The 26,142-nt window shown below is 66.5% G+C and carries 23 protein-coding genes; 17 read left to right on the top strand and 6 right to left on the bottom strand.

The genetic code is table 11. From position 1 onward, the window contains the following. Positions 1-157 precede the first annotated feature (157 nt). From moeA to AC56LR_RS19470, 4 genes are all read right to left on the bottom strand, one after another. Entirely contained in the window at positions 158-2,029 is a 1,872-nt protein-coding gene (gene moeA / locus AC56LR_RS19485; protein ID WP_497132810.1) for a molybdopterin molybdotransferase MoeA, read from the bottom strand. A gap of 6 nt (positions 2,030-2,035) precedes the next feature. Next, positions 2,036-3,145 (bottom strand): GTP 3',8-cyclase MoaA, encoded by a 1,110-nt coding sequence (gene moaA, locus AC56LR_RS19480; protein ID WP_497132808.1) that lies wholly within the window; start codon positions 3,143-3,145, stop codon positions 2,036-2,038. Further along, positions 3,138-4,457, bottom strand: coding sequence for a chromate efflux transporter (gene chrA / locus AC56LR_RS19475; RefSeq protein WP_497132807.1), 1,320 nt, complete (start codon positions 4,455-4,457; stop codon positions 3,138-3,140). The genes moaA and chrA overlap by 8 nt, the downstream gene beginning before the upstream one ends. A 96-nt stretch (positions 4,458-4,553) precedes the next feature. Continuing rightward, the gene (locus tag AC56LR_RS19470; protein WP_497132805.1) at positions 4,554-7,565 is read right to left on the bottom strand and encodes an Rne/Rng family ribonuclease; all 3,012 of its coding nucleotides are present in this window, start codon (positions 7,563-7,565) and stop codon (positions 4,554-4,556) included. A gap of 695 nt (positions 7,566-8,260) precedes the next feature. On the opposite strand from AC56LR_RS19470, the gene AC56LR_RS19465 reads away from it, so the two are divergent. The 4 genes from AC56LR_RS19465 to AC56LR_RS19450 are packed head-to-tail and all read left to right on the top strand — an operon-like array spanning position 8,261 to position 11,401. Beyond that, positions 8,261-9,244 carry an RluA family pseudouridine synthase gene (locus AC56LR_RS19465; RefSeq protein WP_497132803.1) on the top strand — a complete coding sequence of 328 codons (984 nt, stop codon included), beginning with the start codon at positions 8,261-8,263 and terminating at the stop codon, positions 9,242-9,244. Between the two features lie 59 nt (positions 9,245-9,303). Further along, on the top strand, positions 9,304-9,963 hold the full coding sequence (locus AC56LR_RS19460; protein ID WP_497132801.1) for an HAD-IA family hydrolase: 660 nt from the start codon (positions 9,304-9,306) through the stop codon (positions 9,961-9,963). Positions 9,964-9,979: 16 nt separating this feature from the next. Further along, on the top strand, positions 9,980-10,363 hold the full coding sequence (locus AC56LR_RS19455) for a Rieske (2Fe-2S) protein (protein WP_497132800.1): 384 nt from the start codon (positions 9,980-9,982) through the stop codon (positions 10,361-10,363). Positions 10,364-10,387: 24 nt separating this feature from the next. After that, positions 10,388-11,401 carry a S49 family peptidase gene (locus tag AC56LR_RS19450; protein WP_497132798.1) on the top strand — a complete coding sequence of 338 codons (1,014 nt, stop codon included), beginning with the start codon at positions 10,388-10,390 and terminating at the stop codon, positions 11,399-11,401. Positions 11,402-11,544: 143 nt separating this feature from the next. Here AC56LR_RS19450 and AC56LR_RS19445 read toward each other — a convergent pair whose 3' ends face one another. Beyond that, entirely contained in the window at positions 11,545-11,913 is a 369-nt protein-coding gene (locus AC56LR_RS19445; protein ID WP_497132796.1) for a hypothetical protein, read from the bottom strand. A gap of 246 nt (positions 11,914-12,159) precedes the next feature. Here AC56LR_RS19445 and AC56LR_RS19440 point away from each other — a divergent pair, with 246 nt between their 5' ends. Beyond that, the gene (locus AC56LR_RS19440) at positions 12,160-12,873 is read left to right on the top strand and encodes a pseudouridine synthase (protein WP_497132794.1); all 714 of its coding nucleotides are present in this window, start codon (positions 12,160-12,162) and stop codon (positions 12,871-12,873) included. A gap of 72 nt (positions 12,874-12,945) precedes the next feature. Then, a complete protein-coding gene (locus AC56LR_RS19435; protein ID WP_497132792.1) occupies positions 12,946-13,941 on the top strand; it encodes a fumarylacetoacetate hydrolase family protein in 996 nt (331 codons plus the stop codon). Positions 13,942-14,149: 208 nt separating this feature from the next. Here the strand turns inward: AC56LR_RS19435 and AC56LR_RS19430 are convergent, their stop codons facing one another. Then, the gene (locus tag AC56LR_RS19430; RefSeq protein WP_497132790.1) at positions 14,150-15,289 is read right to left on the bottom strand and encodes a hypothetical protein; all 1,140 of its coding nucleotides are present in this window, start codon (positions 15,287-15,289) and stop codon (positions 14,150-14,152) included. Positions 15,290-15,569: 280 nt separating this feature from the next. Here AC56LR_RS19430 and AC56LR_RS19425 point away from each other — a divergent pair, with 280 nt between their 5' ends. The 11 genes from AC56LR_RS19425 to AC56LR_RS19375 all read left to right on the top strand — a co-directional run bounded on the left by AC56LR_RS19425 (position 15,570) and on the right by AC56LR_RS19375 (position 26,138). After that, positions 15,570-16,721: an MraY family glycosyltransferase gene (locus tag AC56LR_RS19425; protein ID WP_497132788.1), complete on the top strand. Its 1,152-nt coding sequence runs from the start codon at positions 15,570-15,572 to the stop codon at positions 16,719-16,721. 73 nt (positions 16,722-16,794) lie between these two features. Beyond that, entirely contained in the window at positions 16,795-17,856 is a 1,062-nt protein-coding gene (rfbB, locus tag AC56LR_RS19420) for a dTDP-glucose 4,6-dehydratase (protein WP_497132786.1), read from the top strand. Next, complete coding sequence (rfbD, locus tag AC56LR_RS19415) at positions 17,853-18,758, top strand: dTDP-4-dehydrorhamnose reductase (protein ID WP_497132784.1); 906 nt, start codon at positions 17,853-17,855, stop codon at positions 18,756-18,758. The genes rfbB and rfbD overlap by 4 nt, the downstream gene beginning before the upstream one ends. Next, entirely contained in the window at positions 18,755-19,639 is an 885-nt protein-coding gene (gene rfbA / locus AC56LR_RS19410) for a glucose-1-phosphate thymidylyltransferase RfbA (RefSeq protein WP_497132782.1), read from the top strand. The genes rfbD and rfbA overlap by 4 nt, the downstream gene beginning before the upstream one ends. Further along, positions 19,636-20,178 (top strand): dTDP-4-dehydrorhamnose 3,5-epimerase, encoded by a 543-nt coding sequence (gene rfbC, locus AC56LR_RS19405; RefSeq protein ID WP_497132780.1) that lies wholly within the window; start codon positions 19,636-19,638, stop codon positions 20,176-20,178. The genes rfbA and rfbC overlap by 4 nt, the downstream gene beginning before the upstream one ends. An 89-nt stretch (positions 20,179-20,267) precedes the next feature. Next, on the top strand, positions 20,268-20,636 hold the full coding sequence (locus AC56LR_RS19400; RefSeq protein WP_497132778.1) for a hypothetical protein: 369 nt from the start codon (positions 20,268-20,270) through the stop codon (positions 20,634-20,636). Between the two features lie 78 nt (positions 20,637-20,714). Continuing rightward, positions 20,715-22,685 carry a TonB-dependent receptor gene (locus tag AC56LR_RS19395; RefSeq protein ID WP_497132776.1) on the top strand — a complete coding sequence of 657 codons (1,971 nt, stop codon included), beginning with the start codon at positions 20,715-20,717 and terminating at the stop codon, positions 22,683-22,685. Between the two features lie 90 nt (positions 22,686-22,775). Then, entirely contained in the window at positions 22,776-23,159 is a 384-nt protein-coding gene (locus AC56LR_RS19390; RefSeq protein WP_497132774.1) for a hypothetical protein, read from the top strand. 80 nt (positions 23,160-23,239) lie between these two features. Further along, a complete protein-coding gene (locus AC56LR_RS19385; RefSeq protein WP_497132772.1) occupies positions 23,240-24,466 on the top strand; it encodes a TolC family protein in 1,227 nt (408 codons plus the stop codon). Then, on the top strand, positions 24,463-25,020 hold the full coding sequence (locus tag AC56LR_RS19380) for a hypothetical protein (protein WP_497132770.1): 558 nt from the start codon (positions 24,463-24,465) through the stop codon (positions 25,018-25,020). The genes AC56LR_RS19385 and AC56LR_RS19380 overlap by 4 nt, the downstream gene beginning before the upstream one ends. A 2-nt stretch (positions 25,021-25,022) precedes the next feature. Continuing rightward, positions 25,023-26,138 carry an efflux RND transporter periplasmic adaptor subunit gene (locus tag AC56LR_RS19375; RefSeq protein WP_497132768.1) on the top strand — a complete coding sequence of 372 codons (1,116 nt, stop codon included), beginning with the start codon at positions 25,023-25,025 and terminating at the stop codon, positions 26,136-26,138. Positions 26,139-26,142 lie beyond the last annotated feature (4 nt).

Below are 26,142 nucleotides of genomic sequence, written 5' to 3'. Positions count from 1 at the left end.
AAGAGAGGGCTAACACAGCCATGCATGCACCGCTTTTTTGACAGGGAAGCTAGCAGCAACCCGGCCCGCCTACAAGGAAAATATGTGGGGAAGGGTCAGGACCTGACCCCGATTTTGTTTGGAATGGTTAACGGGCGTGTCGAATGCCCGCCGCGGGTTACATCAAGCCTTCGAAGGGGATGATGTCGACCATGTCGCCCGACACGACATTGCCCTGCTCGTCGTGCAAGACGACCATGCAATTCGCCTCCGACATCGAGCGCAGGATGCCCGAGCCTTGCGAGCCGGTGATGCGCACTTCGGGCTGGCCGTCACTGCCTGCCGACAGGATGCCGCGCTGGTATTCGGTGCGGCCGGGCTTCTTGCGGATCGCCACGCTCGAGCGCGCGCGCAGCAGCGGCAGCGGGGCGTCGGCGCCCATCATGCGCAGCAGCGCCTCGCGCGCGAAGAAGTAGAAGGACACCATCACCGCGACCGGATTGCCGGGCAGGCCGAACAGGAAGGCGCTGCGGCCATTGGACTTGATGCGGCCGAAGGCCAGCGGGCGCCCGGGGCGCATGCCGATCTTCCAGAAGGTCACGTCGCCCAGTTTGCCCATCACCTGCTTGGTATAGTCGGCCGCGCCGACCGAGACGCCGCCCGAGGTGATGATGGCGTCCGCATTCTCGCAGGCGCTGCGCAAGGCGTCTTCCAGCGTTTTCGGGTCGTCGCGCACCACGCCCATGTCGATGAAGTCGCAGCCCAGGCGCTGCAGCATGCCGTAGATCGTGTAGCGGTTGCTGTCGTAGACGCAGCCCTCAATCAGCGGTTCGCCGACCGAACGCAGTTCGTCGCCGGTCGAAAAAAATGCGACGCGCAGGCGCCGCTGCACGGCGACCTCGGGCATGCCGAGCGACGCGAGCAGGCCCAGGTCGGCGGGACGCACGATGCGGCCGGCCTTGAGTGCCGGGCTGCCGGCCTTCAGGTCTTCGCCGGCGAAGCGGCGGTTATCGCCAGGGCGGATTACGCCGGCGGACAAGGTGATGCTGTCGCCATCCTGCTTGACGAATTCCTGCGGCACCACGCTGTCGCAGCCGACAGGCATGACACCGCCCGTCATGATGCGCACGCATTCGCCCGAGGCGGGAACAAGCCCGGATGGATTGCCGGCGAAGGCCGTACCGATCACGCGCAGCGTTACCGGCGCATCGGCCGGCAGGTCTTCGCCACGCAAGGCAAAGCCATCCATCGCCGAGTTATCGTGGGCAGGTACGTTTATCGGCGAGATGACGTCTGCTGCGAGCACGCGGCCCAGCGCAGCGCGCAGCGCGACCTTTTCCACTGAACGTACCGGCTGCACGAAGTCGCGAATGATGCGCTGGGCGTCGCGCACGGGTAGGGCGTCCGGGTCGTAGCCATCGAGGCAGCTGGTCACCTTCGCCAGCGTCGGCGGCAGCGTGTCGTCCAGCACGTGCAGCTCTTCGAGGGTATTGATGTTGCGGAAGGCGTCGGCGTCTTCGAACAGGACCTCCATTGCCTTGAGGTCCTTGTACCAGCCATCCATGCGCCGTCCACCCTCGGCAAGGTATTGCGACAGCACCGGCAGCCGGTTTGCCTTGACCAGGCAGAACACGGGATGCGCTTGCGGGCGCATGCCCGGCTCCTGGGTCACGGCGAAAGCCAGGTCGGCGTCCGCGTCTTCCACCGCGGCGGCCAGCCGGACGGCGAGATCATGCGGCAGGAAGGGCGAATCGCAGGGCACGGCCAGCAGCCAGGGCGTCACGCAGTGGCGCAGGCCCGCTTCCATTCCGGCCAGCGGACCCGCAAAACCGGGCGTCTCGTCGGCCCACACGGGCGCAGCCAGTTCCAGCCAGGCTTCCAGGTTGCGGTTGGCGTTGACCATGACCGAGCCGACCTGCGGCAGCAGGCGGTCGATCACGTGCTGGGCCATCGTGCTGCCGCGGAAAGGCTGCAGGCCCTTGTCCACATTGCCCATGCGCGAGCCGCGCCCGCCCGCCAGGACCAGTCCTGTGATGAGTTTTTTGTCCATGTTTTTTTAACCGCCGATGTAAGACATTTCAACCCGCTTGGCCCCCGGCGCCAGGCTGGACGTGTCGACCGTGCGCGTTTCCGAATAGCGGTCGGTGCGCCCGCGCCAGAGCTGGGCGACGGCGGCGGACAGCTCGGCATCGTCGCGGCCGGTGCGCAGCAGGGCGCGCAGGTCGTGGCCCCGGGTGGCGAACAGGCAGGTGTAGAGCTTGCCCTCGGTGGAGAGGCGCAGGCGCGAGCAGTCGTGGCAAAAGGCTTGCGTGACGCTGGAGATGACGCCGACTTCGCCGCTGCCGTCGAGGTAGCGCCAGCGCGCGGCCGTTTCGCCCGCATAGTTGGCCGAGGCGGGCGCCACCGGCAGCTCGGCCCCAATGCGCCGAATGACTTCTGCGGACGGAATCACCTCGTCCATGTTCCAGCCATTCGATGCGCCCACGTCCATGTATTCGATGAAGCGCAGGATGAAGGGCGAGCCCTTGAAGTGGCGCGCCATCGGCAGGATCTGGCCATCGTTGGTGCCGCCCTTGACCACCATGTTGACCTTGATCGGCCCGAGCCCGGCCGCGTGCGCGGCGTCCAGCCCGTGCAGCACGTCGGCCACCGAGAAGTCGACGTCGTTCATGCGCCGGAACATGGTTTCGTCCAGCGCGTCGAGCGACACCGTGACGCGGTCAAGGCCCGCATCTTTCAGGGCCTGCGCCTTGCGCGCCAGCAGCGAGCCATTGGTGGTGAGCGTCAGGTCGAGCGGACGACCGCTTGGGGTGGGCAGCGCGCGCAGCATGCCGACCAGGCGCTCGAGGTTCTTGCGCAGCAGCGGTTCGCCGCCCGTCAGGCGGATTTTCTCGACGCCGTGCGCAATGAAGATGCGCGCCACGCGCTGGATCTCTTCGAAGGAGAGCAGCTCGCTGTGCGGCAGGTAGGCGTAATCCTTGTCGAACACTTCCTTCGGCATGCAGTACACGCAGCGGAAATTGCAGCGGTCGGTGACCGAGATGCGCAGGTCGTGCAGCGGCCGGCCGAGCGCATCGAGCAGCTGTCCGATCGGTGCGTCGACCTGGCTTGGCACCGCCAGCATCGGCGAGCGCAAGTCGTTGATCATGATGATTTTTTCAGCCATGCCAATACGATAGCACGAGCCCCGCGAGCGCACAGGCGGCGATCAGGCGGATGGGCCCGAGCTTGAAGCGCAGCAGCGCGACGCTGGCGGCCGCGCCGATGAGCATCGCGGCCGGCTGGGCCGTGCCGCCTGCGAAGAACACGTGCTGCCCGAAGAACACGGCCAGGCTGGCGACCACCCCGACCACGGCGGCGGAGATGGCGGTCAGGGGCGCGGTCAGCCGCACGTTGCCGCGCCCGGACTCGACCAGCGGCCCGCCCGCCAGGATGAACACGAAGGAGGGCAGGAAGGTGAACAGCGCCGCCACCAGCGCGCCGGCGGCGCCGGCCAGGGGCAGCGCGTCGGGCCCGAACAGCGCATGGGTCCAGCCGCCGACGAAGCCGACAAAGGCCACGATCATGATCAGGGGCCCGGGCGTGGTCTCGCCCAGCGCCAGCCCGTCGATCATCTGGGCGGCGCTCAGCCAGCCGTATTGCTCGACCGCGCCCTGCACCACATAGGGCAGCACCGCGTAGGCGCCCCCAAAGGTCATCAAGGCCGCCTTGGTGAAGAACCAGCCCATCCGGGCCAGTGTGCCGTCCACGCCGTAGATCGCGGCCAGCACCAGCCAGGCGGCGAGCGCCAACCCGCTGCCGACCAGCGCCACCTTGAGCAGCCCGCGCAGCGAGAAGCGCGCGTGTTCGGGCGTCGGCGTATCGTCATCGATCAACGCCGGGCCGTAGTGCTTGCGCTCGAGGGGATGGCCGCCGCCGGGCTGGAAGCGGTGCGGCCAGATGCGTCCGCCGACAAGACCCGCCGTTGCCGCCAGCAGCACGATCAGCGGGAAGGGGACGTCGAACACGGCGATGCCGATGAAGGCCAGCGCGGCGATCGCGCACAGCAGGCCGTTGCGCAGGGTGCGGGTGCCGATGCGCCAGGCCGCGCCGATAACGATGGCGACCACGGCCGGCTTGATCCCGGCCATGATGCCCGCGACCGCCGGCAGATGGCCCCAGGCCAGGTACATCCACGACAGCCCGATGAGCAGCAGGAGCGAAGGCAGGATGAACAGCAGCCCGGCCATGATGCCGCCCAGCGTGCGGTGCAGCAGCCAGCCGATGTAGACGGCCAGCTGGGTCGCTTCCGGGCCGGGCAGCAGCATGCAGTAGTTCAGCGCGTGCAGGAAGCGCTGCTCCGAAATCCAGCGCCGCCGCTCGACCAGTTCGGCGTGCATCAGGGCGATCTGGCCGGCCGGGCCGCCGAAGCTGATGAAGCCGAGTTTGAGCCAGTAGAGCAGGGCTTGGCGGAAGGTGACGGGGGCGGGGGCTTGCATGAGAGTGATCGTAACCCATCCAGTTCGTGTACCCAGCACCCTGAAACGAGAAAGGGAAGCCGAAGCTTCCCTTTCTTACCTTCTATGCGACAAGGCTTACTGGCGGCTGGTATCCACCTGGATCAGCGGCTCGTCCACCGGTACGACCACCGGCTTGCGGGCGCGGCCGACGCGTTGGGTCGACGCGGCCTGGGCGGCGGCTTCCTGTGCGGCGCGCAGCTTTTCCGGATCGGTCGATGCCAGTTGCAGGCCGGCTTTGGACAGCACGTCGTCCATGTTGACCGGAGCCTGGACGGCGACAGGTGCAGGTGCAGGTGCAGGTGCGACCGGCGCCGGAGCAACTTCCACAGGCGCTGGCGCTGCAGCAACCGGAGCAGGAGCAGCAACAGGAGCAGCAACAGGAGCAGCAACCGGAGCAGGAGCAGCCTCGACAGCCGGAGCAGCCGCAGCTTGCGCAGCAGCCACCGACGCGGCGGTCGGGAAAGCCCATGCACCCGCTTCGCCGGCAGCGGTCGCCACCGGTGCGGCCGCAGGTGCAGCAGCCGGAGCAACAGCAGCAGGCGCCTCGGCTTGCGCCTTGGCAGCGGCGGCGGCAGCCACCGAGGCCGAGGTCGGGAAGACCCATGGCGCCGGCTCGGTCGATGCCGCAGCCTGCTTGGCCCGTGGCGGACGGCCCTGGGCAGCTACCTTGGCAGCTTCTTCGTCGGCAACCGGCGTGAACGCTGGTGCGCCTTCTGCGCCTTCCATGCCTTCGCTACCCTCCGCACCATCACGGTCGCGGCGGTTGCGGTTGCGGCCACCGCGGCGGCGGCGGCGGCGTGGCTCGTCGCCGTCGGCGTCGAGTTCCTCGCCGGCAGGACCGGTCGAGGCGACTTTCACTGCGTGCTCGAGCACGTCGCCGTGCGGCGTGCTGGTGGACAGTTCGGCTTCAACCGGCGCCGGGGTAGCGTGCAGTTTCAGTTCTTCCGCCTTGGCTTCGACCGGCTGGGCGGCGCGTTCGCCGCGCTCACGCGGCTGGCGCGGTGCGCGTTCCTTGCGCTCGCCCGGTTCCGGACGCTCGCCACGCTCGGCGCGTTCGCCACGCGGTGCGGCCTGTGCCGCCTCGGCGCCCTCACGCGGCTCGCGCGGTGGACGCGGTTCGCGTGGAGGACGCGGTGGACGTGCCGGCTTGCCTTCGAGCTCCGCGGCTTTCACGGTGTCGTCGGTTTTACCAGTTGCGTCACGCTCGCTGCGGTCACGGCCGCCCTTGGCGCCACGGCCGCTGCCGTTGCGGCCGCGCTGGCCGCGTTCGCCGCGCTCGCCCGTTGCCGCAGCAGCCGGCTTTTCAGCCACGACTGGAGCAGGAGCTGGCGCCGGTGGCACCGGCTCGCCCATGAAGAACTTGCGGATGCGGGCGAAGAAGCCGGTTTCGGCAGGCGCCGGGGCGACGACCGGGGCCGCTGCCGGAGCGGCGACCGGCTTGGCCGGCTTGGCTGCTTCGCTGCGGTCCACCACCGGGGCCGGCTGGGCCGGGGTGATGGTCTTGACCACGGCTTCCTGGCGCGGCTTGGCTTCTTCTTTCTGGCGCTTGGCGTAGGCCATGTCGGTGTCGGCCGATTCCGCCATGGTGTAGCTGGCGTGGGCGTCTTCCAGGCGCGGGTCGTCGTGCTTGATGCGCTCGAGCTTGTAGTGCGGCGTGTCCAGGTGCTTGTTCGGGATCAGGATCACGGTGATGCGGTGGCGGCTCTCGATCTTGAGCACTTCGCCGCGCTTCTCGTTGAGCAGGAAGGCGGCGACGTCCACCGGCACCTGCACGTGGATCGCGGCCGAGTTTTCCTTCATCGCCTCTTCCTGGATGATGCGCAGCACCTGCAGGGCGGACGATTCGGTATCGCGGATGTGGCCGGTGCCCGAGCAGCGCGGGCAGGTCACGTGCGAGCCTTCCGACAGCGACGGACGCAGGCGCTGGCGCGACAGTTCCATCAGGCCGAAGCGCGAGATCTTGCCCATCTGGACGCGGGCACGGTCGTGGTGCAGGGCGTCTTTCAGGCGGGTTTCTACTTCGCGCTGGTTCTTGGCCACTTCCATGTCGATGAAGTCGATCACGATCAGGCCGCCCAGGTCGCGCAGGCGCAGCTGGCGGGCGACTTCGTCGGCCGCTTCGCAGTTGGTGTTGAAGGCGGTGTTCTCGATGTCCGAACCGCGCGTGGCGCGGGCCGAGTTGACGTCGATGGAGACCAGCGCTTCGGTGTGGTCGATGACGATCGCGCCGCCCGATGGCAGCGGCACGGTGCGCGCGTAGGCGGTCTCGATCTGGTGTTCGATCTGGAAGCGCGAGAACAGCGGCACGTCGTCGCTGTAGCGCTTGACGCGGTGCGCCATGTCCGGCATCACGTGGCTCATGAACTGCTGGGCCTGGTCGAAGATGTCGTCGGTATCGATCAGGACTTCGCCGATGTCAGGCTGGAAGTAGTCGCGGATCGCGCGGATGACGAGCGAGGATTCCTGGTAAATCAGGAAGGCGCCGCCGGCCGACTTGCCGGCGCCTTCGATTGCGCGCCAGAGTTGCATCAGGTAGTTCAGGTCCCACTGCAGTTCTTCGACGTTGCGGCCGATGCCTGCGGTGCGGGCGATCACCGACATGCCCTGCGGCAGGTCGAGCTTGTCCATCGTCTCGCGCAGTTCCTGGCGTTCCTCGCCTTCGACGCGGCGCGACACGCCGCCGCCGCGCGGGTTGTTCGGCATCAGCACCAGGTAGCGGCCCGCCAGCGAGATGAACGAGGTCAGGGCGGCGCCCTTGTTGCCGCGTTCTTCCTTCTCGACCTGGACCATGATTTCCTGACCTTCGCGCAGCGCTTCCTTGATGGTGCAGTTGCGAACGTCGACGCCGTCACGGAAATACGTGCGGGCGACTTCTTTGAAGGGGAGGAAACCGTGGCGGTCTTCGCCATAGCTGACGAAGCAGGCTTCGAGGGAGGGTTCGATGCGGGTGATGACACCCTTGTAGATATTGGACTTGCGCTGTTCGCGTCCTGCAGTCTCAATGTCGATGTCGATCAGTTTCTGTCCATCGACGATCGCTACGCGCAGCTCTTCTTGCTGCGTAGCGTTAAACAACATACGTTTCATTTTTATTAACTCCGCGGCCCGGGGGCCGTGTCATGCCGCGTTTGTAAGACGCGGCGAAAGTACATGGGGGATGTACGCGGAGAAAGAATGTTGGAGGGGGGAATGCCCGGGCATGGGGCACGGCGACGCGTAGCGTCGCGGCCGCACAGGGCGCAAATGGAGCCGAACGTCATTGTCTACGCACGCCGCAACCTGCAACTGCTTCCGACTGCCACCACGTTGGGGTGGGCACGGCGGGAACAGCGAGGCGGTGTGCAAGAACGAGCCTGACCGCAGCAAGCGAAGAACCAGGATCTCGATAGCGGGCGATCAACCAGCCCGATTCATCAGTCCATCGTCTCAAGCCTTCAGGTGAAGCCACCATCGGGTCGGGCCACAACGACAAGCGTTATCGACACCATCAACCGGCGAGCCGCCAAACGGGGCGGCTTGCTGGTACTTATCCTTATAAATCCAAACAATCCAATCCTGCACTCACGCGCGCAACCCGATTACAACTGCAGGTGCAACCCTGATTCGCGCCTGAATGTGCGTACACGTTTTTTCCATCGATTTGCACTCTGGCGGGGCCGATGGAGCGCGCCCCTGTGTAAAATATCGTTTTAATTCTTACACCAGCAGAGGTTTGACCGCCGCCTGTCGATTATATATTCAAAATGAAGGACTTAGAGAGAATTTCTGGGAAGACAATGCGAATGGCGATACAAAACGATGTTGTTCCCCCTTCATCACAGCAAGCACTGCAGGCGCAGTTCCTCACCATCACCGAAGAAGAAGCCGGCCAGCGCATCGACAACTACCTGTTGCGCATCTGCAAAGGCGTCCCGAAGAGCCATGTCTACCGCATCCTGCGCTCCGGCGAAGTGCGGGTGAACAAGGGCCGCATCGACCAGCTCTACCGGCTGGTCGAAGGCGATGTGGTGCGCATCCCGCCGATCCGCATCGCTGAAAAAAGCAGCAGCCAGGCGGCGCCCGGCGCCGAATTCGACATCGTGTTCGAGGACACGCACCTGCTCGTCATCGACAAGCCGGCCGGCGTGGCCGTGCATGGCGGCTCGGGCGTGTCGTATGGCGTGATCGAACAGTTGCGCGCCTCGCGTCCGCAAGCCAAGTTCCTGGAACTGGTGCATCGGCTGGATCGCGAAACCTCCGGGCTGCTTCTGCTGGCAAAAAAACGTTCCGCACTGACCAACCTGCACGAGCAGATGCGCGACGGCCACACCGACAAGCGCTACCTCACGATGGTGCATGGCGACTGGACCAACAAGCGCCAGCATGTAAAGCTTCCTTTACATAAATACACGACGGCGGATGGCGAGCGGCGCGTGGTGGTGCAGGCCGGCGGCATGGAATCGCACACGGTTTTCAACCTGAAGCGCAAGTGGCAGGAGTTCGCCCTGCTGGAGGCCGAGCTGAAAACCGGGCGCACTCACCAGATCCGCGTGCACCTGGCTTCCAGCGGCTTCCCGATCCTGGGCGACGACAAATACGGCGATTTCCCGTTCAACAAGGCCTTGCAGAAGGGCACCGCCACCCGCGGCGCCCTGAAGCGCATGTTCCTGCACGCGCACCAGATCACCTTCACGCATCCGGACACCGGCCAGCCGATGACGCTGCGCGCGGCTTTGCCTGCCGAGTGCGACCGATTCTTGGTAAGCTTGGGGCAACCCGTGGCTTAACTGCCACATTTGCATACTGATCAATACATAAGGAGCCGGCAGCAACCCTGCCGACAACAATGCCAAGAAAGCAATTTGACCTGATCGTCTTCGATTGGGACGGCACGCTGATGGACAGCACGGCGACCATCGTCCGTTGCATCCAGTCGGCGGCGCGCGACCTCGGCCTGCCGGTGCCGAGCGACGCCTCGGCCGCGCACGTGATCGGCCTCGGCCTGTCCGAGGCGATGCAGGCCGTGATGCCGGACATCGAGCCGGCCATGTACCCGCGGATGGTCGAGCGCTACCGCTACCATTACCTGACGAAAGACCATGAACTGGTGCTGTTCAAGGGCGTTCGCGAGATGTTGCGCGAACTCAAGCAAGAGGGCTATTTCCTGGCCGTGGCGACCGGCAAGAGCCGCGTCGGCCTGAACCGGGCGCTGAACGCGGCCGGGCTGCTGTCCACGTTTGACGCCACCCGTTGCGCCGACGAGACCTTCTCCAAGCCCCACCCGGCCATGCTGCAGGAGCTCACCCGCGAGCTGGGCCAGGTCCTGCGCCGCACCGTCATGATCGGCGACACCACCCACGACCTCATGATGGCGACCAATGCCGGCGCCTCCGGCATCGCGGTCGAGTTCGGCGCCCATCCGGTGCACCAGCTGCAGGCTTGCCGGCCATTATTCTCGGCCAAGTCGATTCCCGAGCTGCATGCCTGGCTGCTGGAGAATGCATGAGGATGGCGGAGTAATCGTGGAAGATCGCGGCATGTTCGTCTGTGAAGCCGCCGCGCTGCGCGATGGCGGCAAGGGCGTGCGCTTCCCGGTTATTGCCTATGGGCAGCCCACCACCGGCTTTGTGGTACGTTATGATGGTAAACCTTTTGCCTATCTGAACCGTTGTGCCCATGTGCCGATCGAGCTCGATTGGTCGCAGGGCGATTTTTTCGAGTCCAGCGGGCTGTACCTGATGTGCTCCACCCACGGCGCCATGTACGAACCGGATACCGGCAAGTGCGCCGGCGGCCCGTGCCGGGGAGGGCGGCTGCGGCCGATCGCCGTGCTCGAGCACGACGGCGGCATCTGGTGGCAGCCCGACGCCATGGTGCAGGCCCCGACAGCCAGTGGGGCAGTTTAAGATGTAGAACCGATTTTGGAACCTATGAGCGACCAACCGAGTCACGATCATCAAGCCGAGCTGCCAGCCGAAAAACGGCTCGCCGCCAACCCCACCGCGGGCAACTGGGAGCGCGAGACGCTCGAAAAGCTCGTCTTCGCCACCGTGCGCGAACGCCGTGCCGCGCGCCGCTGGGGCATTTTCTTCAAGCTGGGGTTTTTGTTGCTGGGCATTATTGCCCTGCTGACCTACTACGATTCCACCTTCGGACTGGGCGGCGACGAAAACCTCGGACGTCACACGGCTTTAATCGAAATTAACGGCGAGATCGAGGCAGAAGGCAGCGGCGCGGCCGATACCGTGATTCCCTCGCTGAACAAGGCGTTCTCCGATTCCGGCTCGGCCGCGGTGGTGCTGCGCATCGATAGCCCCGGCGGCAGCCCGGTCCAGGCCGGCATCATCGTCGACGAGATCCAGCGCCTCAAGCGCGGCTATCCGGACAAGCCGCTCTACGTGGTGGTGGACGAGATGTGCGCCTCGGGCGGCTATTACATCGCCTCGGCGGCCGACCGCATCTATGTGAACAAGGCCTCGATCGTCGGCTCGGTCGGCGTGCTGATGGACAGCTTCGGCTTCACCGGCACCATGGAAAAGCTGGGCGTCGAGCGGCGCCTGCTGACGGCCGGCGAGAACAAGGGGTTCCTGGATCCGTTCAGCCCGCAGTCGGACAAGCACAAGGCGCATGCCCAGGCGATGCTCAACGAAATCCACCAGCAATTCATCTCGGTGGTGCGCGCCGGGCGCGGCAAGCGACTGAAAGAGACGCCCGACATGTTCTCGGGTCTGTACTGGACCGGGGCGAAAGCCGTGGAAATGGGCCTGGCCGACGGCTTCGGCACGGTCGACACCGTGGCGCGCGACATCGTCAAGGCCGAGGACATCGTCGACTACACCGCCCACGAAGGCTTGCCGGAACGGGTGCTGAAAAAGTTCGGCGCGGCAGTGGGCAACGGGGCCGTGAATGCCGCCTACCGCGGCGCGGTGCCGCAATTACGATGACATTTTGCTTGCATCCTGCGTTTCTTGTTCTATATTGTGTGTAGCGACTTGCGGGACGGGCAGGCCACACTTCCAGATCGTGTGAAGATCCCCAACTGAAAGACGCACCCCCCAACCGCACCCAGAGTGCGGCTCGAGAGAATTCAATTCCTCACAGTTGTGTTCCTTTTCAGGAATTGGAAACGACGGCTCCGGCCGTCGTTTTCATTTTGGCATGTCGTGGGTGTCTGGGCGCTCACCGGCACGTCGCCGGCCGGGTCCTCGGCCGCGTGGAAGCCGCCGCACGCGAGCCAGGCCTGGAAGTCATGCCGCGCTGCTGCGTAAAACGCGGCGCGTATTGCAGGCACGCCCGGATGCAGGTGGGGCGTCTCGCCGCCATATTGCCAGCGCGCCAGTGCAAGCTGGGCCGGAAATCCGGAAACGTGAAATTGGGCAATCCTGTGCCGGTCCGCGGTGTTATTGCGTGGCGGGAATGATTCGTTGGTCAGTTGCGCGTCGGTATGCACGGTCATGTCCTATTCTTCGATGCGAGGTAAGTCTGCTGTAACGATTGCCTCGGGCCGTTAGGCGGATTCCTAATGCGTTGAAGTCTATCAATAGGAAATTTCCGAAGCTTGACGTTTGTCAAATGAGCGTATGCACGAACCCCCGGGGGATAGTCCGGCAGCGGGGGTAGGAATCCTTACTCGGTTGGGGTAGGGAACTGCCGGGGTGTTCCGGCTAGTTCGGGCTAGTGCGTTCTGGTAAAGTGGCGCCCCATGAGCAAACTTTCCCTCGACCGTATCCTGCAATCGCAGGGTTTCGGCACCCGCAAATACTGCCGCGCCCTGATCGAGGACGGCGACGTGTCGGTCAACGGCACGCCTGAGAACAATTACAAGGCCACTTTCGATACCGCCGACCTGGTGCTGACGGTTTTCGACGAGGAATGGCGCTACCGCGAACACCTCTACCTGGCGCTGTACAAGCCGGCCAATTTCGAATGCTCGCGCAAACCCAGCCACCACCCCGGCGTCCTGACCCTGCTGCCCGAGCAGTTCACCTGGCGCGAAGTGCAGCCGGTCGGCCGCCTCGACCATGACACCACCGGGCTGCTGCTGATGTCGGACGACGGCCCCTTCATCCACGCCCAATCCTCGCCCAAGCGCCACGTCCCCAAGGTCTACCAGGCCACGACCGCCGAGCCGGTGACGCCTGAGCTGGTAGAGCAATTGCTGGCCGGCGTGCAACTGCACGACGAGCCGGCGCCGCTCAAGGCCCTGTCTTGTGTACAGCGTGGCGAGCATCTGCTCGAGATCGTGCTGGAGCAGGGCAAGTACCACCAGGTCAAGCGCATGCTGGCTGCGGCGGGGAACCATTGCAGCGCGCTGCACCGCTCGCAGATCGGCGCCCTGACGCTGGAGGCGCTGGGGCTGCAGGAGGGGGAGTGGTGCTTCCTCGAGAAGGAACAGCTCGACCTGTTGGTACCCTGAGCTGCCCCCTGCCCACGCGGTGATAATTACCCGGGCCGATTAGAATGGCGGGTTGCCAACGGAGCCTGCCATATGAAACTCGCCACACTCAAGGACGGTAGCCGCGACGGCCAGTTGCTGGTCGTCTCGCGCGACCTGAAAACCGCCCACGTCGCCGACGGCATCGCGCCGACATTGCAGGCCGCGCTCGACGACTGGGCCTTTATCGCGCCGCAACTGCACGACCTCTACCTGTTGCTCAACGAGGGCAGGGCCGAGGGCCGCGCCCGCCGCCCCTTCGATTTCGACCCCGCCAATTGCATGGCGCCGCTGCCGCGCGCTTACCAGTGGGCCGACGGTTCGGCCTATGTGAACCACGTGGAACTGGTGCGGCGCGCGCGCAAGGCCGAAATGCCGGCCTCGTTCTGGGAAGACCCGCTGATGTACCAGGGCGGCAGTGACGATTTCCTGGGGCCGACGGACGATATCGTGCTGGCGCACGAGGAATGGGGCATCGATTTCGAGGCCGAAGTGGCGGTCGTCACCGGCGACGTGCCGATGGGCGCCACGCCCGACACAGCCCACGGCCAGATCCGCCTGCTGATGCTGGCCAACGACGTCTCGCTGCGCAACCTGATCCCCGACGAGCTGGCCAAGGGCTTCGGCTTCCTGCAATCGAAACCGGCCACCAGCTTTTCGCCGGTAGCCGTGACACCGGACGAGCTGGGCGATGCCTGGCGCGGCGGCAAGGTCCACCTGCCGCTCCGTTCGACCTGGAACGGCCACCTGGTCGGGCAGCCGCATGCGGGCACCGACATGGTGTTCAACTTTCCGCAACTGATCGCCCACCTGGCCAAGAGCCGCAACGTCCGCGCCGGCAGCATCGTCGGCTCGGGTACGGTCTCGAACAAGGATACGAAAAAGGGCTATTCCTGTATCGCCGAGCAGCGCTGCCTGGAAATGATCGCCGACGGCGAAGCCAGCACGCCCTTCATGCGCTTCGGCGACACGATCCGCATCGAGATGCTGGACGAGAAGGGCAAGTCGATATTCGGCGCGATCGACCAGGCGGTGAAGCAACGTCCGTAGGGTGGGCGGCTACACCTCCTGCGGGGATGGTTCCGTGCCGTGTGCGCCGCCCGCGCGTTCAAGGAACCCATGAAAATCGCGGAGCGGGTTGATTACCGTGGTTTGAACGCGCGGGCGGCGCAACCGTGTGCGATGTTCATACAGACCGGTATAGCCGCCCACCCTACGCGCCGAAACTCGCGATCCAGGGCTTGACGGTGAAGACGGTCTACCGGCCCGACCAGAAGGTGTCCGGCGCGCTTGATCCGCGCAGGTCGATCTCGACCGGCCGGGTGATCCGGCGCAGCGCCTCGGCCTGCAGCAGCCGGCCATCCGGTTCGTGCAGCCGGTACCAGAGGAAGGCCACGCCGGACAGGCGCAGGTGCTGGCCGGTGAACAGGTTTTCCTTCACGATGCTCAAGCCTTCCAGCCGCAGGTCGGCGTCCAGCACCAGGCTGCCCGCGGTGCGTTCGCTGTAGCCGAGGTAGCGGACGGCGTTGAACAGCGGGCTCTTGTCGCTGGCTTCGCCGGCCTTGAGCGAGTCGACGAAGGTATCGACGACCTTGAGCTGCGCCAGCGCCGCCTGGGCCACGGCGGCGAATTCCTTCTTCTGCTCGCCTTTTGCGGCGTCGAGCAGGCCCTGCAGCTCGGCGATGCGCCCCGCGTAGGCCGCGCGGTGCCCGGCGAGGGCGCCGACCCGGCCCAGCAGCTTTTCGTAGCGCGTCCAGTCGAGCTCACCGAGATAGCCGGCGCCCAGCCCGCTGATGCGGCCCGGGCAGGCCTGGGCCAGCGCGCTGGCGAACAGGCTGCGCGCGCCTTCGCCATAGCCGATGCCGGCCGCCGTCACGTCGCTGCGCAGCAGGGCGGCGACATCGGCGCCGGCGCGCACGACCGCCGGCGCCACGGCCAGCACCGCCAGCGGCAGCGCGGCCGCACCCGAGCCGGGCGGGCGGTTGGTGTCCAGGTAATGCTGGAGTTCCTTGTTCTTGGCCGCCATATCGCCGGACAGGCGGGCGAGGGCGCTGTCCACGGTGCGCGCCGCCACCATGCCCTGGGCCGTGACTGGATCGTAGAGGGCGGCCTGGCGGTCGGTGGGCAGGCGCGTGCAGAGCTCGAGCGCAAGCTCGCGCGCCAGGTCGAAGGCGCGCACCAGCCCGGCGGCGCCGAACTGGCGCGTGTCGACGCTGCCGGCCAGGGCCTTGGACTGGCTTGGCGGCAGCCGCGCCAGCAGTTCGGCACGCTCGGCTTCCGCGGTCGCCTGGCGGGCTTCCGCCTCGAGCTGGCGGGTGCGCAGTTCGGCCAGTTCGGTAGCGGGCTGGGCCTGCGCCGCCGCAGTGAGCGTCAGAAAAAAGAGGAGAAAAAGGCGCAACGTGGCAGGACGCCGGAGACAGGAAGCCATGGACCAGCTTTCGTTAGTTGCTGCGCTACTCAGCAATAAAGTTTCTGCAAGAAAAGTGTAACAAATTGTGGGGAAATATTATGAGAAGTTTCAGGAAGCTTGATTGGGAATAATCAAACTCCTTAGAATCGTTTAATTGTTCTTTCACAATCAAGGACTTGCATTCACTGCATGTGAAACAGCTTGTAACATGATTGGGCCTTGGCGAATTTGAAATGCGATAGAATTGACGAGTTAACAAAGTGGTTCTATGAGTATTTTTAATCTTCCCTACGCCGGCCTCGAGCTCGGCTTCGCCATCACGCTGGTCTGTTCGCTGCTGCTCGTCCTGACGACGCGCTGGCACGGCCGCTATTCGCTCGACGCGACGCAAGGCGTACAAAAATTCCATATCACCCCGACGCCGCGCGTCGGCGGCGCCGCCATCATGCTCGGGCTGTGGCTGACGCTGTGTGCGCTGTCCGACGGCCAGCAGGAACTGCTGCTGCCGGTGCTTGTGGCCGCCATGCCCGCTTTTGTCTTCGGCCTGGCCGAAGACCTGACCGGCAAGGTCTCGGTGCGGGCGCGCCTGCTCGCCACCATGGCCAGCGGTGTCTGCTGCTGGGGCCTCACCGGCATCAGCCTGGTCGCCAGCGGCGTGGAGCCGCTCGACGCGCTGCTGGCCTGGCTGCCTTTCTCGGTGCTGTTCACGGCCTTTGCGGTGGGCGGCGTGGCCAATGCGGTCAATATCATCGATGGCTTCAACGGCCTGGCCAGCGGCACCGTCCTGATCGGCATGGCGGCGGTCGGCCTGATTGCCCAGAACGCGGGCGACGCCGAACTGGCGCAGTTGTGTTTCATCGTCTGCGCGGTCACCGCCGGCTTCTTCGTGGTGAATTTCCCCTTCGGAAAGCTGTTCCTGGGCGACGGCGGGGCCTACCTGCTCGGCTTCCTGTTGTCCTGGCTGTCGGTCATGCTGGTCTACCGCAACCCGGGCGTCTCGCCGTGGGCGCCGCTGCTGGCCTGCGCCTACCCGATCTTCGAAACCCTGTTCACCATCGGGCGCCGCCTGTGGTGCCGCCGCCATCTGGGCCATCCGGACAGCTGGCACCTGCACAGCCTCGTGAAAACCGCGATCGCGGCGCGCTATTTCCGCGCGCTGCCGGCGCCGCTGCGCAATGCCTGCGTGTCGCCGTTCTCGTGGGCGGTCGCGGTGGTGCCGGCCATGCTGGCGGTGCGCTTTTCCGACATGCCCGAAGCCCTGCTGCAGGGCGTGCTGGCCAGCTTCCTGCTGTACCTGTCGGTGTATGCCTTCGTGGTCTCGGCCTGGTGGGCGCGCCGCCGCCGCGCCAAGCGTCCGGAGCCGATCCAGAGCATCGTGCTCGAGCAGCAGAACTCTTCCTTCATCCAGCGCGGGCTCTAGCCCCACAAGTGGCGTAAAAGCGCCATAATCCGGGTTGGCGGGCGCATGCCCGGATTCAAAAACGGGTTAGCGTATGACCATCCTTGTCACCGGGGGCGCAGGCTTCATCGGTTCGAATTTCGTGCTCGACTGGCTGGCGCAGGGCAGCGAGCCGGTCGTCAACCTCGACAAGCTGACCTATGCCGGCAACCTGGCCAACCTGGCCGGCCTCACAAGCGACGCGCGCCACCATTTCGTGCGCGGGGACATCGGCGACGCGGAACTGGTCGGGCGCCTGCTGCGTGAACACCGGGTGCGGGCGGTGCTCAACTTCGCCGCCGAAAGCCATGTCGACCGCTCCATCGCCGGCCCGGCCGATTTCATCGCCACCAATGTCACGGGCTCGTTCCACCTGCTCGAAGCGGTGCGCGGGTACTTTGCCGAACTGCCGGAAAACGAGCGCGCGTCTTTTCGCTTCCTGCACGTCTCCACCGACGAAGTCTACGGCTCGCTCGCGCCCGATGCACCGGCCTTTACCGAAGACCATCCCTACGCTCCGAACAGCCCGTACTCCGCCAGCAAGGCCGCATCCGACCACCTGGTGCGCGCCTGGCACCATACCTACGGCTTGCCGGTGCTGACCACGAATTGTTCCAACAACTACGGCCCTTTCCACTTCCCGGAAAAACTGATCCCGCTGGTGATCCACAACGCGCTCGCCGGGAAACCGCTGCCGGTGTACGGCGACGGGCGCCAGGTGCGCGACTGGCTGTATGTGCTGGACCACTGCAGCGCGATCCGCCGGGTGCTGGACGCCGGCCGGGTGGGGGAGACCTATAACATCGGCGGCTGCAACGAGATGGCCAACATCGACGTCGTCCACGCCATCTGCGCCATCCTCGACGAGCTGCGCCCGCGCGCGGGCGGCGCGTCTTACGCGGCCCAGGTGAGCTTCGTGAAGGACCGTCCGGGCCACGACCGCCGCTATGCGATCGACGCACGTAAAGTCGAGCGCGAACTGGGCTGGCGCCCGGCGGAGACTTTCGAATCGGGCATCCGGAAAACCGTCGCCTGGTACCTCGCGCACCAGGACTGGGTGGCGAACGTCACCAGCGGCGCCTACCGCGAGTGGATTTCCGGGCACTACCAGGCATGAAGATCCTCTTGTTCGGCAAGGATGGCCAGGTCGGCTGGGAGCTGGGGCGTTCGCTGGCCCTGCTGGGCGAACTGCGCGCGCTCGGCCGCCTTGACGCCGACCTGCTGGAACTCGATGCGCTGCGCGCCTGCGTGCGGGCCTTCGAGCCGGACATCATCGTCAACGCCGCCGCCTACACCGCGGTCGACCGCGCCGAGCGTGATGAGGCGCTGGCCCGGCGCGTCAATGCGCTGGCGCCCGGCGTGCTGGCCGAGCAAGCGCAGGCCTGCGGCGCCTGGCTGGTGCACTACTCGACCGACTATGTGTTCGACGGCCGCAAGGAAGGCGCCTACCTGGAAACCGACGCCGCCAATCCGCTGTCGGCCTATGGCCGCAGCAAGTTCGAGGGCGAAGAACGCATCCGCGCCAGCGGCGCGCGCCACCTGATCCTGCGCACCGGCTGGGTGTTCGGAAGGCATGGGGACAACTTTCCGAAGACGATCCTGCGACTGGCCGGGGAGCGCCGGCCGTTCGACGTCGTCGTGGACCAGACGGGGGCGCCGACCAGCGCGGAACTGCTGGCCGATACGACGGCACTGGCGCTGCATCGCATCGCATCCATCGGCAGCGCCGCGCAAGCGCTGTCGGGCACTTATCATGTGGCGGCATCCGGCCAGACCACCTGGCATGCCTACGCCTGCCATGTCGTGGCGCAGGGATTGGCCCATGGCGCCCGCCTGAAAGTCAAGATGGACCACATCACGCCGGTCCTTGCATGCGACTGGGGCGCGGCAGCCCCGCGTCCCGCCAATTCGCTGCTCGACACGGGCAAATTCCGCAGCGCCTTCGGGCTGGCGCTGCCCGACTGGCGCCACCACGTCAACCGTTTGATCGCAGAACTGGCGCAACAAGGAAAACCATGAAGCGCAAAGGCATCATCCTGGCCGGCGGCAGCGGCACGCGTTTGTACCCGGCCACGCTGGCGGTGTCGAAGCAGCTGATGCCGGTGTTCGACAAGCCGATGATCTACTACCCGCTGAGCACCCTGATGCTGGCCGGGATCCAGGACATCCTCGTCATCTCGACCCCGCAGGACACGCCGCGCTTCGAGCAGCTGCTCGGCGACGGCGCGCGCTTCGGCCTCGACATCTCGTACGCGGTGCAGGCGTCCCCGGACGGCATCGCCCAGGCCTATCTGATCGGCGCGGACTTCCTGGCCGGCAGCCCCTCGGCGCTGGTTTTGGGCGACAACATCTTCTACGGCCACGACCTGTACCACATGCTGCACCGGGCGTCGGAGCGCGAGGATGCCAGCGTGTTTGCGTATCACGTGCAGGACCCGGAACGCTATGGCGTGGTGGAGTTCGGGCCTGACGGCCGCGCCATCAGCCTGGAAGAAAAGCCGCGCGCCCCGCGCTCGAACTATGCGGTGACGGGCCTGTACTTCTACGATGGCGAAGCAGTGGAGATCGCGCGCTCGCTCACCCCTTCCGCGCGCGGCGAGCTGGAAATCACCGACATGAACCGCACCTACATGGAGCTGGGCCGGCTGCAGGTCGAGATCCTGCGCCGCGGCTATGCCTGGCTCGACACCGGCACCCACGAGTCGCTGCTCGACGCCAGCCATTTCATCGCCACCATCGAGCGGCGCCAGGGCCTGAAGGTCGCCTGTCCGGAAGAGATCGCCTACCGCATGGGCTGGATCAGCGCCGCCCAGCTGGCCGAACTGGCCGCGCCGATGCAGAACAACGGTTACGGCCAGTACCTGATGCGCGTACTCAGCGAGCCGAACGTCATTCCATGATCGCCACGCCCCAGCCCATCCCCGACGTACTCCTGCTCGAGCCGCGCGTGTTCGGCGACGAACGCGGTTTCTTCTTCGAGAGCTTCAATGCGCGCCGCTTCGAGGAAATTCTCGGGCGGCCGGTGGAATTCGTGCAGGACAGCCATTCGAAGTCGGCGCCGAACGTGTTGCGCGGTTTGCATTATCAGATCGAGCACCCGCAGGGCAAGCTGGTGCGCGTGGTGGCCGGCAGCGTGTTCGACGTGGCGGTGGACCTGCGGCGCGGCTCGCCCACCTTCGGGCAATGGGTCGGCAATGTGCTCAGCGCCGGGAACAGGCGTCAGATGTGGATTCCGCCGGGCTTCGCGCATGGCTTCCTGGCGCTGGAGGAGGGCGCGGAGTTCGTCTACAAGTCGACCGATTATTATTACCCGGAGCATGAGCGCTGCATTGCCTGGAATGATCCGCAGCTGGGCATCGTGTGGCCGCTGGCGTTCGAGCCGTCGCTGTCGGCGCGCGATGCCCGCGGCGCGCCGTTCGCGCTGGCGGAGATGGGCTGACACGCCTGGGTGGCTTGCCGCGCGCATCGGACAGGCTATAATGCAGGGCCTCGCCACGCAGGCACACGCTTACTCGTATTGACATATCGATGGTTGTCCAGCGCTCACGCATTCGGTCTACCCGCTTCGCCATGGTCTGCATCCTGGCGCTGGCGCTGGCGATGGTGTTTGCGCACTGGCAGGGTCTGTCGCACCGGATCTCGCACGCATCGCAGACCGCGAGCGCCGCAGGCGGCTTGGCCTTTGCGGCCACCGCTGCCGACGCCGAACACCAGAAAGCCCTTCAGCACTCCTGCCTGGCCTATGACGCCGCCACGGTCGCACCGGCCCTGAGCACGCCCGGCTGCGTCGCCGGCATCATGCCGGGCGGCCAGGTGCTGGCCCTGTGGGCCGCGTTCGATTCGTGGGACGTCCCGTTCACCGCCTATTTTTCTTCCCGCGCTCCACCTGTCGCCTGACTGCCCTGACTTCCTGACCCGCTTGCGCCGGCTTGTGCCCGCACGCGCGTCCGCTCAATTTTCAATCAAGGAATCATCATGCATGTCCAGCGCACTCTCCTGGCGAGCGCGGTCCTGACCGCCTTCGCACCATTCTCGTTTGCCCAGACCACCACGGCGGAGCCGATCGCGACCGTCGTGGTCACCGCCACCCCGTTCAATGCCTCCGAAGGCGACCAGATCCTGACGCCGGCCAAGGTGCTGGCCGGCCACGAGCTGCGTAGCAAACTCGGCAGCTCGCTTGGCGAAACCCTGTCGAATGAACTCGGCGTCTCGGCCTCGGCCTTCGGCGCCGGCGCATCGCGCCCGATCATCCGCGGCATGGAGGGCAACCGGGTCAAGGTGCTGGAAAACGGCATGGCCGTCTCCGACCTGTCCGGCCTGTCGAACGACCATGCCGTGACGGGCGAACCGGCAACCGCGCGCCAGATCGAGATCCTGCGCGGTCCGGCCGCGCTGCTGTACGGTTCAGGCGCGATCGGCGGCCTGGTCAACGTGGTCAACGAGCGCATCCCGACCGAGCACCACGACAAGCCGGGCGGCCTGGTGGAAGCCCGTTACAGCACCGTCGACCATGGCCGCGCGGTGTCGTTCTCGGGCGACGCCTCGGCCGGCAAGATGGCCCTGCATGTCGACGGCAGCGGCCGCGACGCCGGCGACTACCATGTGCCGGGCGCACCGGCAGGCGATACCTTGCCCAATTCGGCACTGCGCCAGCACACGCTGGGCGCCGGCGCCTCCTACATCGGCAAGGGCGGCTACGTCGGCGCCTCGGTCAGCTCGCTCAAGAAGCAATACGGCATCCCGGGCGGCGAGGGCGCCCAGATCGACCTCGACCAGACCCGCTACGACATCGACAGCCTGCTCGACGCCCCGCTGCCGGGCTTCGAGACGCTGCGCTTCAAGGTCGGCTACAACGATTACGGCCACGTCGAATTGAACGCCGAAGGCGGCCCGGAAACCGTGTTCGCCAACCGGGCGCTGGAAACCCGGCTCGAGATGAAGCACAAGCCGGTCGCCGGCTGGACCGGCAGCTTCGGGATGCAGACCGAGCATGTGCGCTTCTCGGGCTTGTCCGCCGACAGCGGTGAATCGGTGACGGTGCCTGTCACGGTGTCGGACACCCATGCCGCCTTCCTTGTCGAGGAGCGCGATTTCGGCGTAGCGCGCGTCAACGCCGGCGTGCGGATGGAGTCGGTCAAGCGCGAACCGGAAGGCGCGCCGCGCCGCAGCTTTGACCTGCTGTCCTACTCGGCCGGTGCGATTTTCCCGATCACGGCCGGCTACAACGCCGGCCTGACAGCCTCGGTCGCCCAGCGCGCCCCGAGCGCCGACGAACTGTATTCGGGCGGCCCGCACGAGTCGACCCAGACCTTCGACATCGGCGACGCCGGCTTCAGGAAGGAAACCTCGCGCAATATCGACCTCTCGTTCCGCAAGACGACCGGGCTGGTGCGCTGGCAGGCGAACCTGTTCCAGAACCGCGTGCGCGACTATATCTACGGGGAAGTGAGCGACATCCTGGTGGACGACGAAGGCAATCCGGGCGACGAACTGCGCCAGCGTACCTTCCGCCAGGCCAATGCGACGATCCGCGGCGCGGAGGCCGAAATCAGCTGGAACCAGCATAACGAAGGCTTGTCGCTGCGTGCCTTCGGCGACCTCTCGCGCGGCGCGCTGGACGGCGCCGGCAGCCTGCCGCTGCAACCTGCCAGGCGCCTGGGCGTGGAAGCCGGCTACAGGCAGGGCCCGCTGCGCGGCGGCGTGTCGGTGCTGCGCGCCTTCGAGCAGGAGCGCCTGGCGTCCTTTGAGGCGAACCCGACCCCCGGCTATACCCAGCTCGACGCCAACCTGTCGTATACCCAGCGCCTGAAGCAGACCGACCTGACCTGGTTCATCATCGGCAAGAACCTGCTCGACAAGGAAATCCGGATCTCGACCTCGGTGCTGAAGGATATCGCGCCGCTGCCTGGGCGGAATATCACGGTAGGCGTGCGCGCGACCTTCTAAGCGGGCGTACGGTGCATGCCAGCCGGCCAGCCAGCCAGCCGGCAAGCGGGCTGCTATAATTCCGCCCACGTCACCCTGGATATGTGCATCTTGCGCCGGATCGTCTACCTCTTCCTGTTGTTGTGCCTGCCTTTGTATGGTTTTGCCATGCAAGGCGGGGTGTCGCCCACTGCCGGCGCGGCAACGCTCGTGCACACGCTCGAACACGATGAACGCATCCTGCATCACCATGACGATGACGGCAGCGTGCACTACGACGAGTCCGACGAATCGGTGGCGCATTTCCAGGAGCACGCCTCATGCTCCCAACCGGCGAGTGTCGGCCTGCCGCGGCTGACGCTGCCATCCTGCAAGACACCATCCGAACCCGGGCCCTATATCGCCCAGGCAGTCCCCGAACCTTTCCTCGACGGGCCCCACAGGCCTCCTGCGTCGTCCCCCGGCCACGCCGCCGGGGGGACGCTGCACGCATAACCGGCAGGTCCAGGCCCAAGCCTGGTTTGCGCCGGCGTGCTCGCCCCCGGTGATTTCGACGATCACCCGATGGAGAACACATGCGCGCTTGCCGCCTGTCGCTGTACGTTTTCAGTGCTGCCTTGATCCTGCCCGGCTGGGCCGGTGCAGCGCCCGCCACGCCGGCTGCCTCCGGCCCCACCCTGAAACAGGCCATCGACGGCGCATGGCAGCGTGTGCCCGCCGCCCGCACCCTGGAGGCGCGTCAGGACGAAGCGCTCGCCGCGCGCGCGATCGCCAGCTCCTGGGTGGCTGCCAGTCCGACGCTGGGCTTGTCGCAGCGCGCCGACCAGGGGCGCTCCGCACGCGCGCAGCGCGAATCCGAGCTGTCGCTGTCGTCCTCGTTCTACCTGCCGGGCCAGAAAAGCGCGCGCGAAGACATGGCCGCGCGCGGCGGCGAGGAAGTGGCGGCGCAGATCGGGGCGACGCGCCTGGCCGTGGCCGGCCTGGTGCGCGAGCGCATCTGGGAAGCCGCGGCCGCCCAGGTCAGGCTCGAGGAAAAACAGGACCACCTGGAACACCTGGAAGGGCTGTTGGGCGAGGTGCAGCAGCGCGTCAAGGCGGGCGACCTTGCCAGGAGCGACGCCTTGCTCGCCGAGCAGGAGGTGCTGGCGGCCCGGATCGACGTCTCGCATGCCCGCACCGCCGCCCTCGAAGCGCTGGCACGCTATCGGGTCCTGACCGGCCTGCCGGTCTTGCCTGCGCTCGAACCCGAACCCCTCTCCCAAGGCCAGGCTCCTGCCCATCCGCGCCTGGCAGCCGTCCAGGCTGCGCAAGAGCGCGCGCGGGCGGCGCTGCGCCTGGCGGTGGCATCGCGTGCGGCTCCACCGACCGTTGCCTTGTCGCTGCGCAGAGAAGAAGAAACAATGTTGCGCGAGCCGGTCAACAGCATCGGCCTGGCCCTGCAGATACCCTTGGGAAGCGCCGCGCGCAACCGGCCCGACGAAGCCCAGGCGCAGACCGGCATCGCGGCCGCAGCCGCGGAGGCGGCCGAGGCCCAGGCCAGTGCCGTGGCCGATCTCGATATCGCGCACATACGGCTTGCCAATGCGCGTACGGCCCTGGAGATCGCCACCGCACGCGCACGCGTCCTGCATGAACACACGGCGCTGTTCGAGAAGGCGTTTCGGCAGGGTGAAAAAGGGCTGGCCGAGTTACTCCGTTCGCGGGCGCTGACGCACGAGGCAGACGTCGCCGTCGCCCAACAGAAAGTCGCGCTGGGGTTCGCGCATGCCCAACGCAACCAAGCCTTAGGAATTCTTCCATGAGCCACCTGAACCTCTTGTTCGCCGCCATGCTGGTCATATCGCCGGCATCGGCCAATCCCGGCGCCCACGGCCCCAACGGCGAGCACCTCGATGGCCAGGCCGGCGCCACGGGCGCCGTCTCCACGCTGCCCCGCATCGAGACCTTCAGCGATGCCTTCGAGCTGCTCGGCCACCTCACCAGGGACGAACTGTCGATCATGGTCGACCGCTACGAGACCAACGAGCCGGTGCTGGGCGCTGCGCTCGAGGTGCAGTACAAGGAACTCAAGGCCACAGCCAGGTTCCACGCCGACCTTGGCGACTATGCCGTCGACGATCCGGCCTTCCTGGCCGCGATTTCGAAGCCGGGCAAGCATGCGCTGCTGTTCACCCTGGTCGCAGGCGAAGAAAGCGACCTGCTCGAAGGCACCCTCACGGTCACCCAGGCCGCCGACGATCATGGGCCCGGCCACGCCAGCGAGCGCCGCTGGCTGCTGGCAGGCGGCGGCGCCATCGTGGCCGCGGCCGCCGCAGCAGTATTCGCGCGGCGCCGCCGCCAACGCAAGGACATGTAACGATGAAAACAATACAACGCATCGCGGCCGGCCTGGCTTGCGCCCTGGCCACGACTTCGCTGCTGGCCTCGCCCGGCGCGCACGGTCCGAACGGCGAACACCTCGACGGCCAGGCCAATGCCGCCGTCGGCGGATTGGCGCGCCTGCCCGACGGCAGCGTCAACGTGCCGAAACTGGCGCAGCGCCGGATGGGCGTGCGCACGCTGATGGCCAGGGACGGCGACCATGCCCGCACGGTGCAGCTCAATGGCCGCGCGAGCATCGATCCGAACTTCGGAGGGCGCGTGCAGGCGCCGTTCGCCGGGCAGATCGCGCCGGGACCGAACGGTTTGCCGGTGGCCGGCCAGCGCGTGGCGAAAGGCCAGGTGCTGGCCCGACTGCGCCCGACTGGTGGGGCCATCGAACGCGGCAACCAGGCCGCCCAGCTCGCCGAGCTGCGCGCCAACCGGGGCATGCTGGCCAAACGGGTGGAACGCCTGCAGTCGCTCGAAGGCGTGGTGCCGGCCAAGGAAATCGAAGCCGCCCGGGCGCAACTGGCCGCCGTCATCGGCCAGGAGCGGGCGGTGGCCGGTTCGATCGCCGGCGTCGAGGCGATCGTCGCGCCTGCCGCCGGCATCATCGCCAGCGCCGCGGTGCTCAACGGCCAGATCGTCGAGCCGCGCGACGTGCTGTTCGAGATTGTCGATCCACAGCGCATGCTGATCGAAGCCTGGTCGCCGGATGCGGGCCTGGCCCGCAGGATCAGCGCCGCGACCCTGGTCGACCTGCCGGATGCCGAGCTGAGCTTGCTCGGGGGAGGGCGCAGCCTGCGCGACGGCGCCGTGCCGATTCATTTCCGCGCGCGGGCGACGGCGCTCGACCTGGCCGTGGGCCAGCCGGTGACGGTGCTGGCCCGGCTCGATACCAGGGTGAAGGGCATCGCCTTGCCGGCCGAGGCGCTGGCACGCAACCCGGCCAATGAAACGGTGGTCTGGATCAAGTCCGGCGCCCAGCGGTTCATTGCCCTGCCGGTCGAGGCGACCGCGCTCGATGCGCGCACCGTGATCGTGACGAGGGGGCTCAGCCCCGACAACCGGGTGGTCGTCGCCGGCACCTCCCTGATCAACCAGATCCGCTAGCCAT

It is taken from the genome of Telluria sp. ZT3P39, assembly GCF_059685935.1.
This window is presented reverse-complemented; position numbering and strand designations above follow the sequence as displayed.

Bases quoted from the DNA above. Each gene is read 5' to 3' on its own strand.
- moeA (WP_497132810.1), bottom strand. From the start codon at position 2,029: ATGGACAAAAAACTCATCACAGGACTGGTCCTGGCGGGCGGGCGCGGC.
- moaA (WP_497132808.1), bottom strand. From the start codon at position 3,145: ATGGCTGAAAAAATCATCATGATCAACGACTTGCGCTCGCCGATGCTG.
- chrA (WP_497132807.1), bottom strand. From the start codon at position 4,457: ATGCAAGCCCCCGCCCCCGTCACCTTCCGCCAAGCCCTGCTCTACTGG.
- AC56LR_RS19470 (WP_497132805.1), bottom strand. From the start codon at position 7,565: ATGAAACGTATGTTGTTTAACGCTACGCAGCAAGAAGAGCTGCGCGTA.
- AC56LR_RS19465 (WP_497132803.1), top strand. From the start codon at position 8,261: ATGGCGATACAAAACGATGTTGTTCCCCCTTCATCACAGCAAGCACTG.
- AC56LR_RS19460 (WP_497132801.1), top strand. From the start codon at position 9,304: ATGCCAAGAAAGCAATTTGACCTGATCGTCTTCGATTGGGACGGCACG.
- AC56LR_RS19450 (WP_497132798.1), top strand. From the start codon at position 10,388: ATGAGCGACCAACCGAGTCACGATCATCAAGCCGAGCTGCCAGCCGAA.
- AC56LR_RS19445 (WP_497132796.1), bottom strand. From the start codon at position 11,913: ATGACCGTGCATACCGACGCGCAACTGACCAACGAATCATTCCCGCCA.
- AC56LR_RS19440 (WP_497132794.1), top strand. From the start codon at position 12,160: ATGAGCAAACTTTCCCTCGACCGTATCCTGCAATCGCAGGGTTTCGGC.
- AC56LR_RS19435 (WP_497132792.1), top strand. From the start codon at position 12,946: ATGAAACTCGCCACACTCAAGGACGGTAGCCGCGACGGCCAGTTGCTG.
- AC56LR_RS19425 (WP_497132788.1), top strand. From the start codon at position 15,570: ATGAGTATTTTTAATCTTCCCTACGCCGGCCTCGAGCTCGGCTTCGCC.
- rfbB (WP_497132786.1), top strand. From the start codon at position 16,795: ATGACCATCCTTGTCACCGGGGGCGCAGGCTTCATCGGTTCGAATTTC.
- rfbD (WP_497132784.1), top strand. From the start codon at position 17,853: ATGAAGATCCTCTTGTTCGGCAAGGATGGCCAGGTCGGCTGGGAGCTG.
- rfbA (WP_497132782.1), top strand. From the start codon at position 18,755: ATGAAGCGCAAAGGCATCATCCTGGCCGGCGGCAGCGGCACGCGTTTG.
- rfbC (WP_497132780.1), top strand. From the start codon at position 19,636: ATGATCGCCACGCCCCAGCCCATCCCCGACGTACTCCTGCTCGAGCCG.
- AC56LR_RS19400 (WP_497132778.1), top strand. From the start codon at position 20,268: ATGGTTGTCCAGCGCTCACGCATTCGGTCTACCCGCTTCGCCATGGTC.
- AC56LR_RS19395 (WP_497132776.1), top strand. From the start codon at position 20,715: ATGCATGTCCAGCGCACTCTCCTGGCGAGCGCGGTCCTGACCGCCTTC.
- AC56LR_RS19385 (WP_497132772.1), top strand. From the start codon at position 23,240: ATGCGCGCTTGCCGCCTGTCGCTGTACGTTTTCAGTGCTGCCTTGATC.
- AC56LR_RS19380 (WP_497132770.1), top strand. From the start codon at position 24,463: ATGAGCCACCTGAACCTCTTGTTCGCCGCCATGCTGGTCATATCGCCG.
- AC56LR_RS19375 (WP_497132768.1), top strand. From the start codon at position 25,023: ATGAAAACAATACAACGCATCGCGGCCGGCCTGGCTTGCGCCCTGGCC.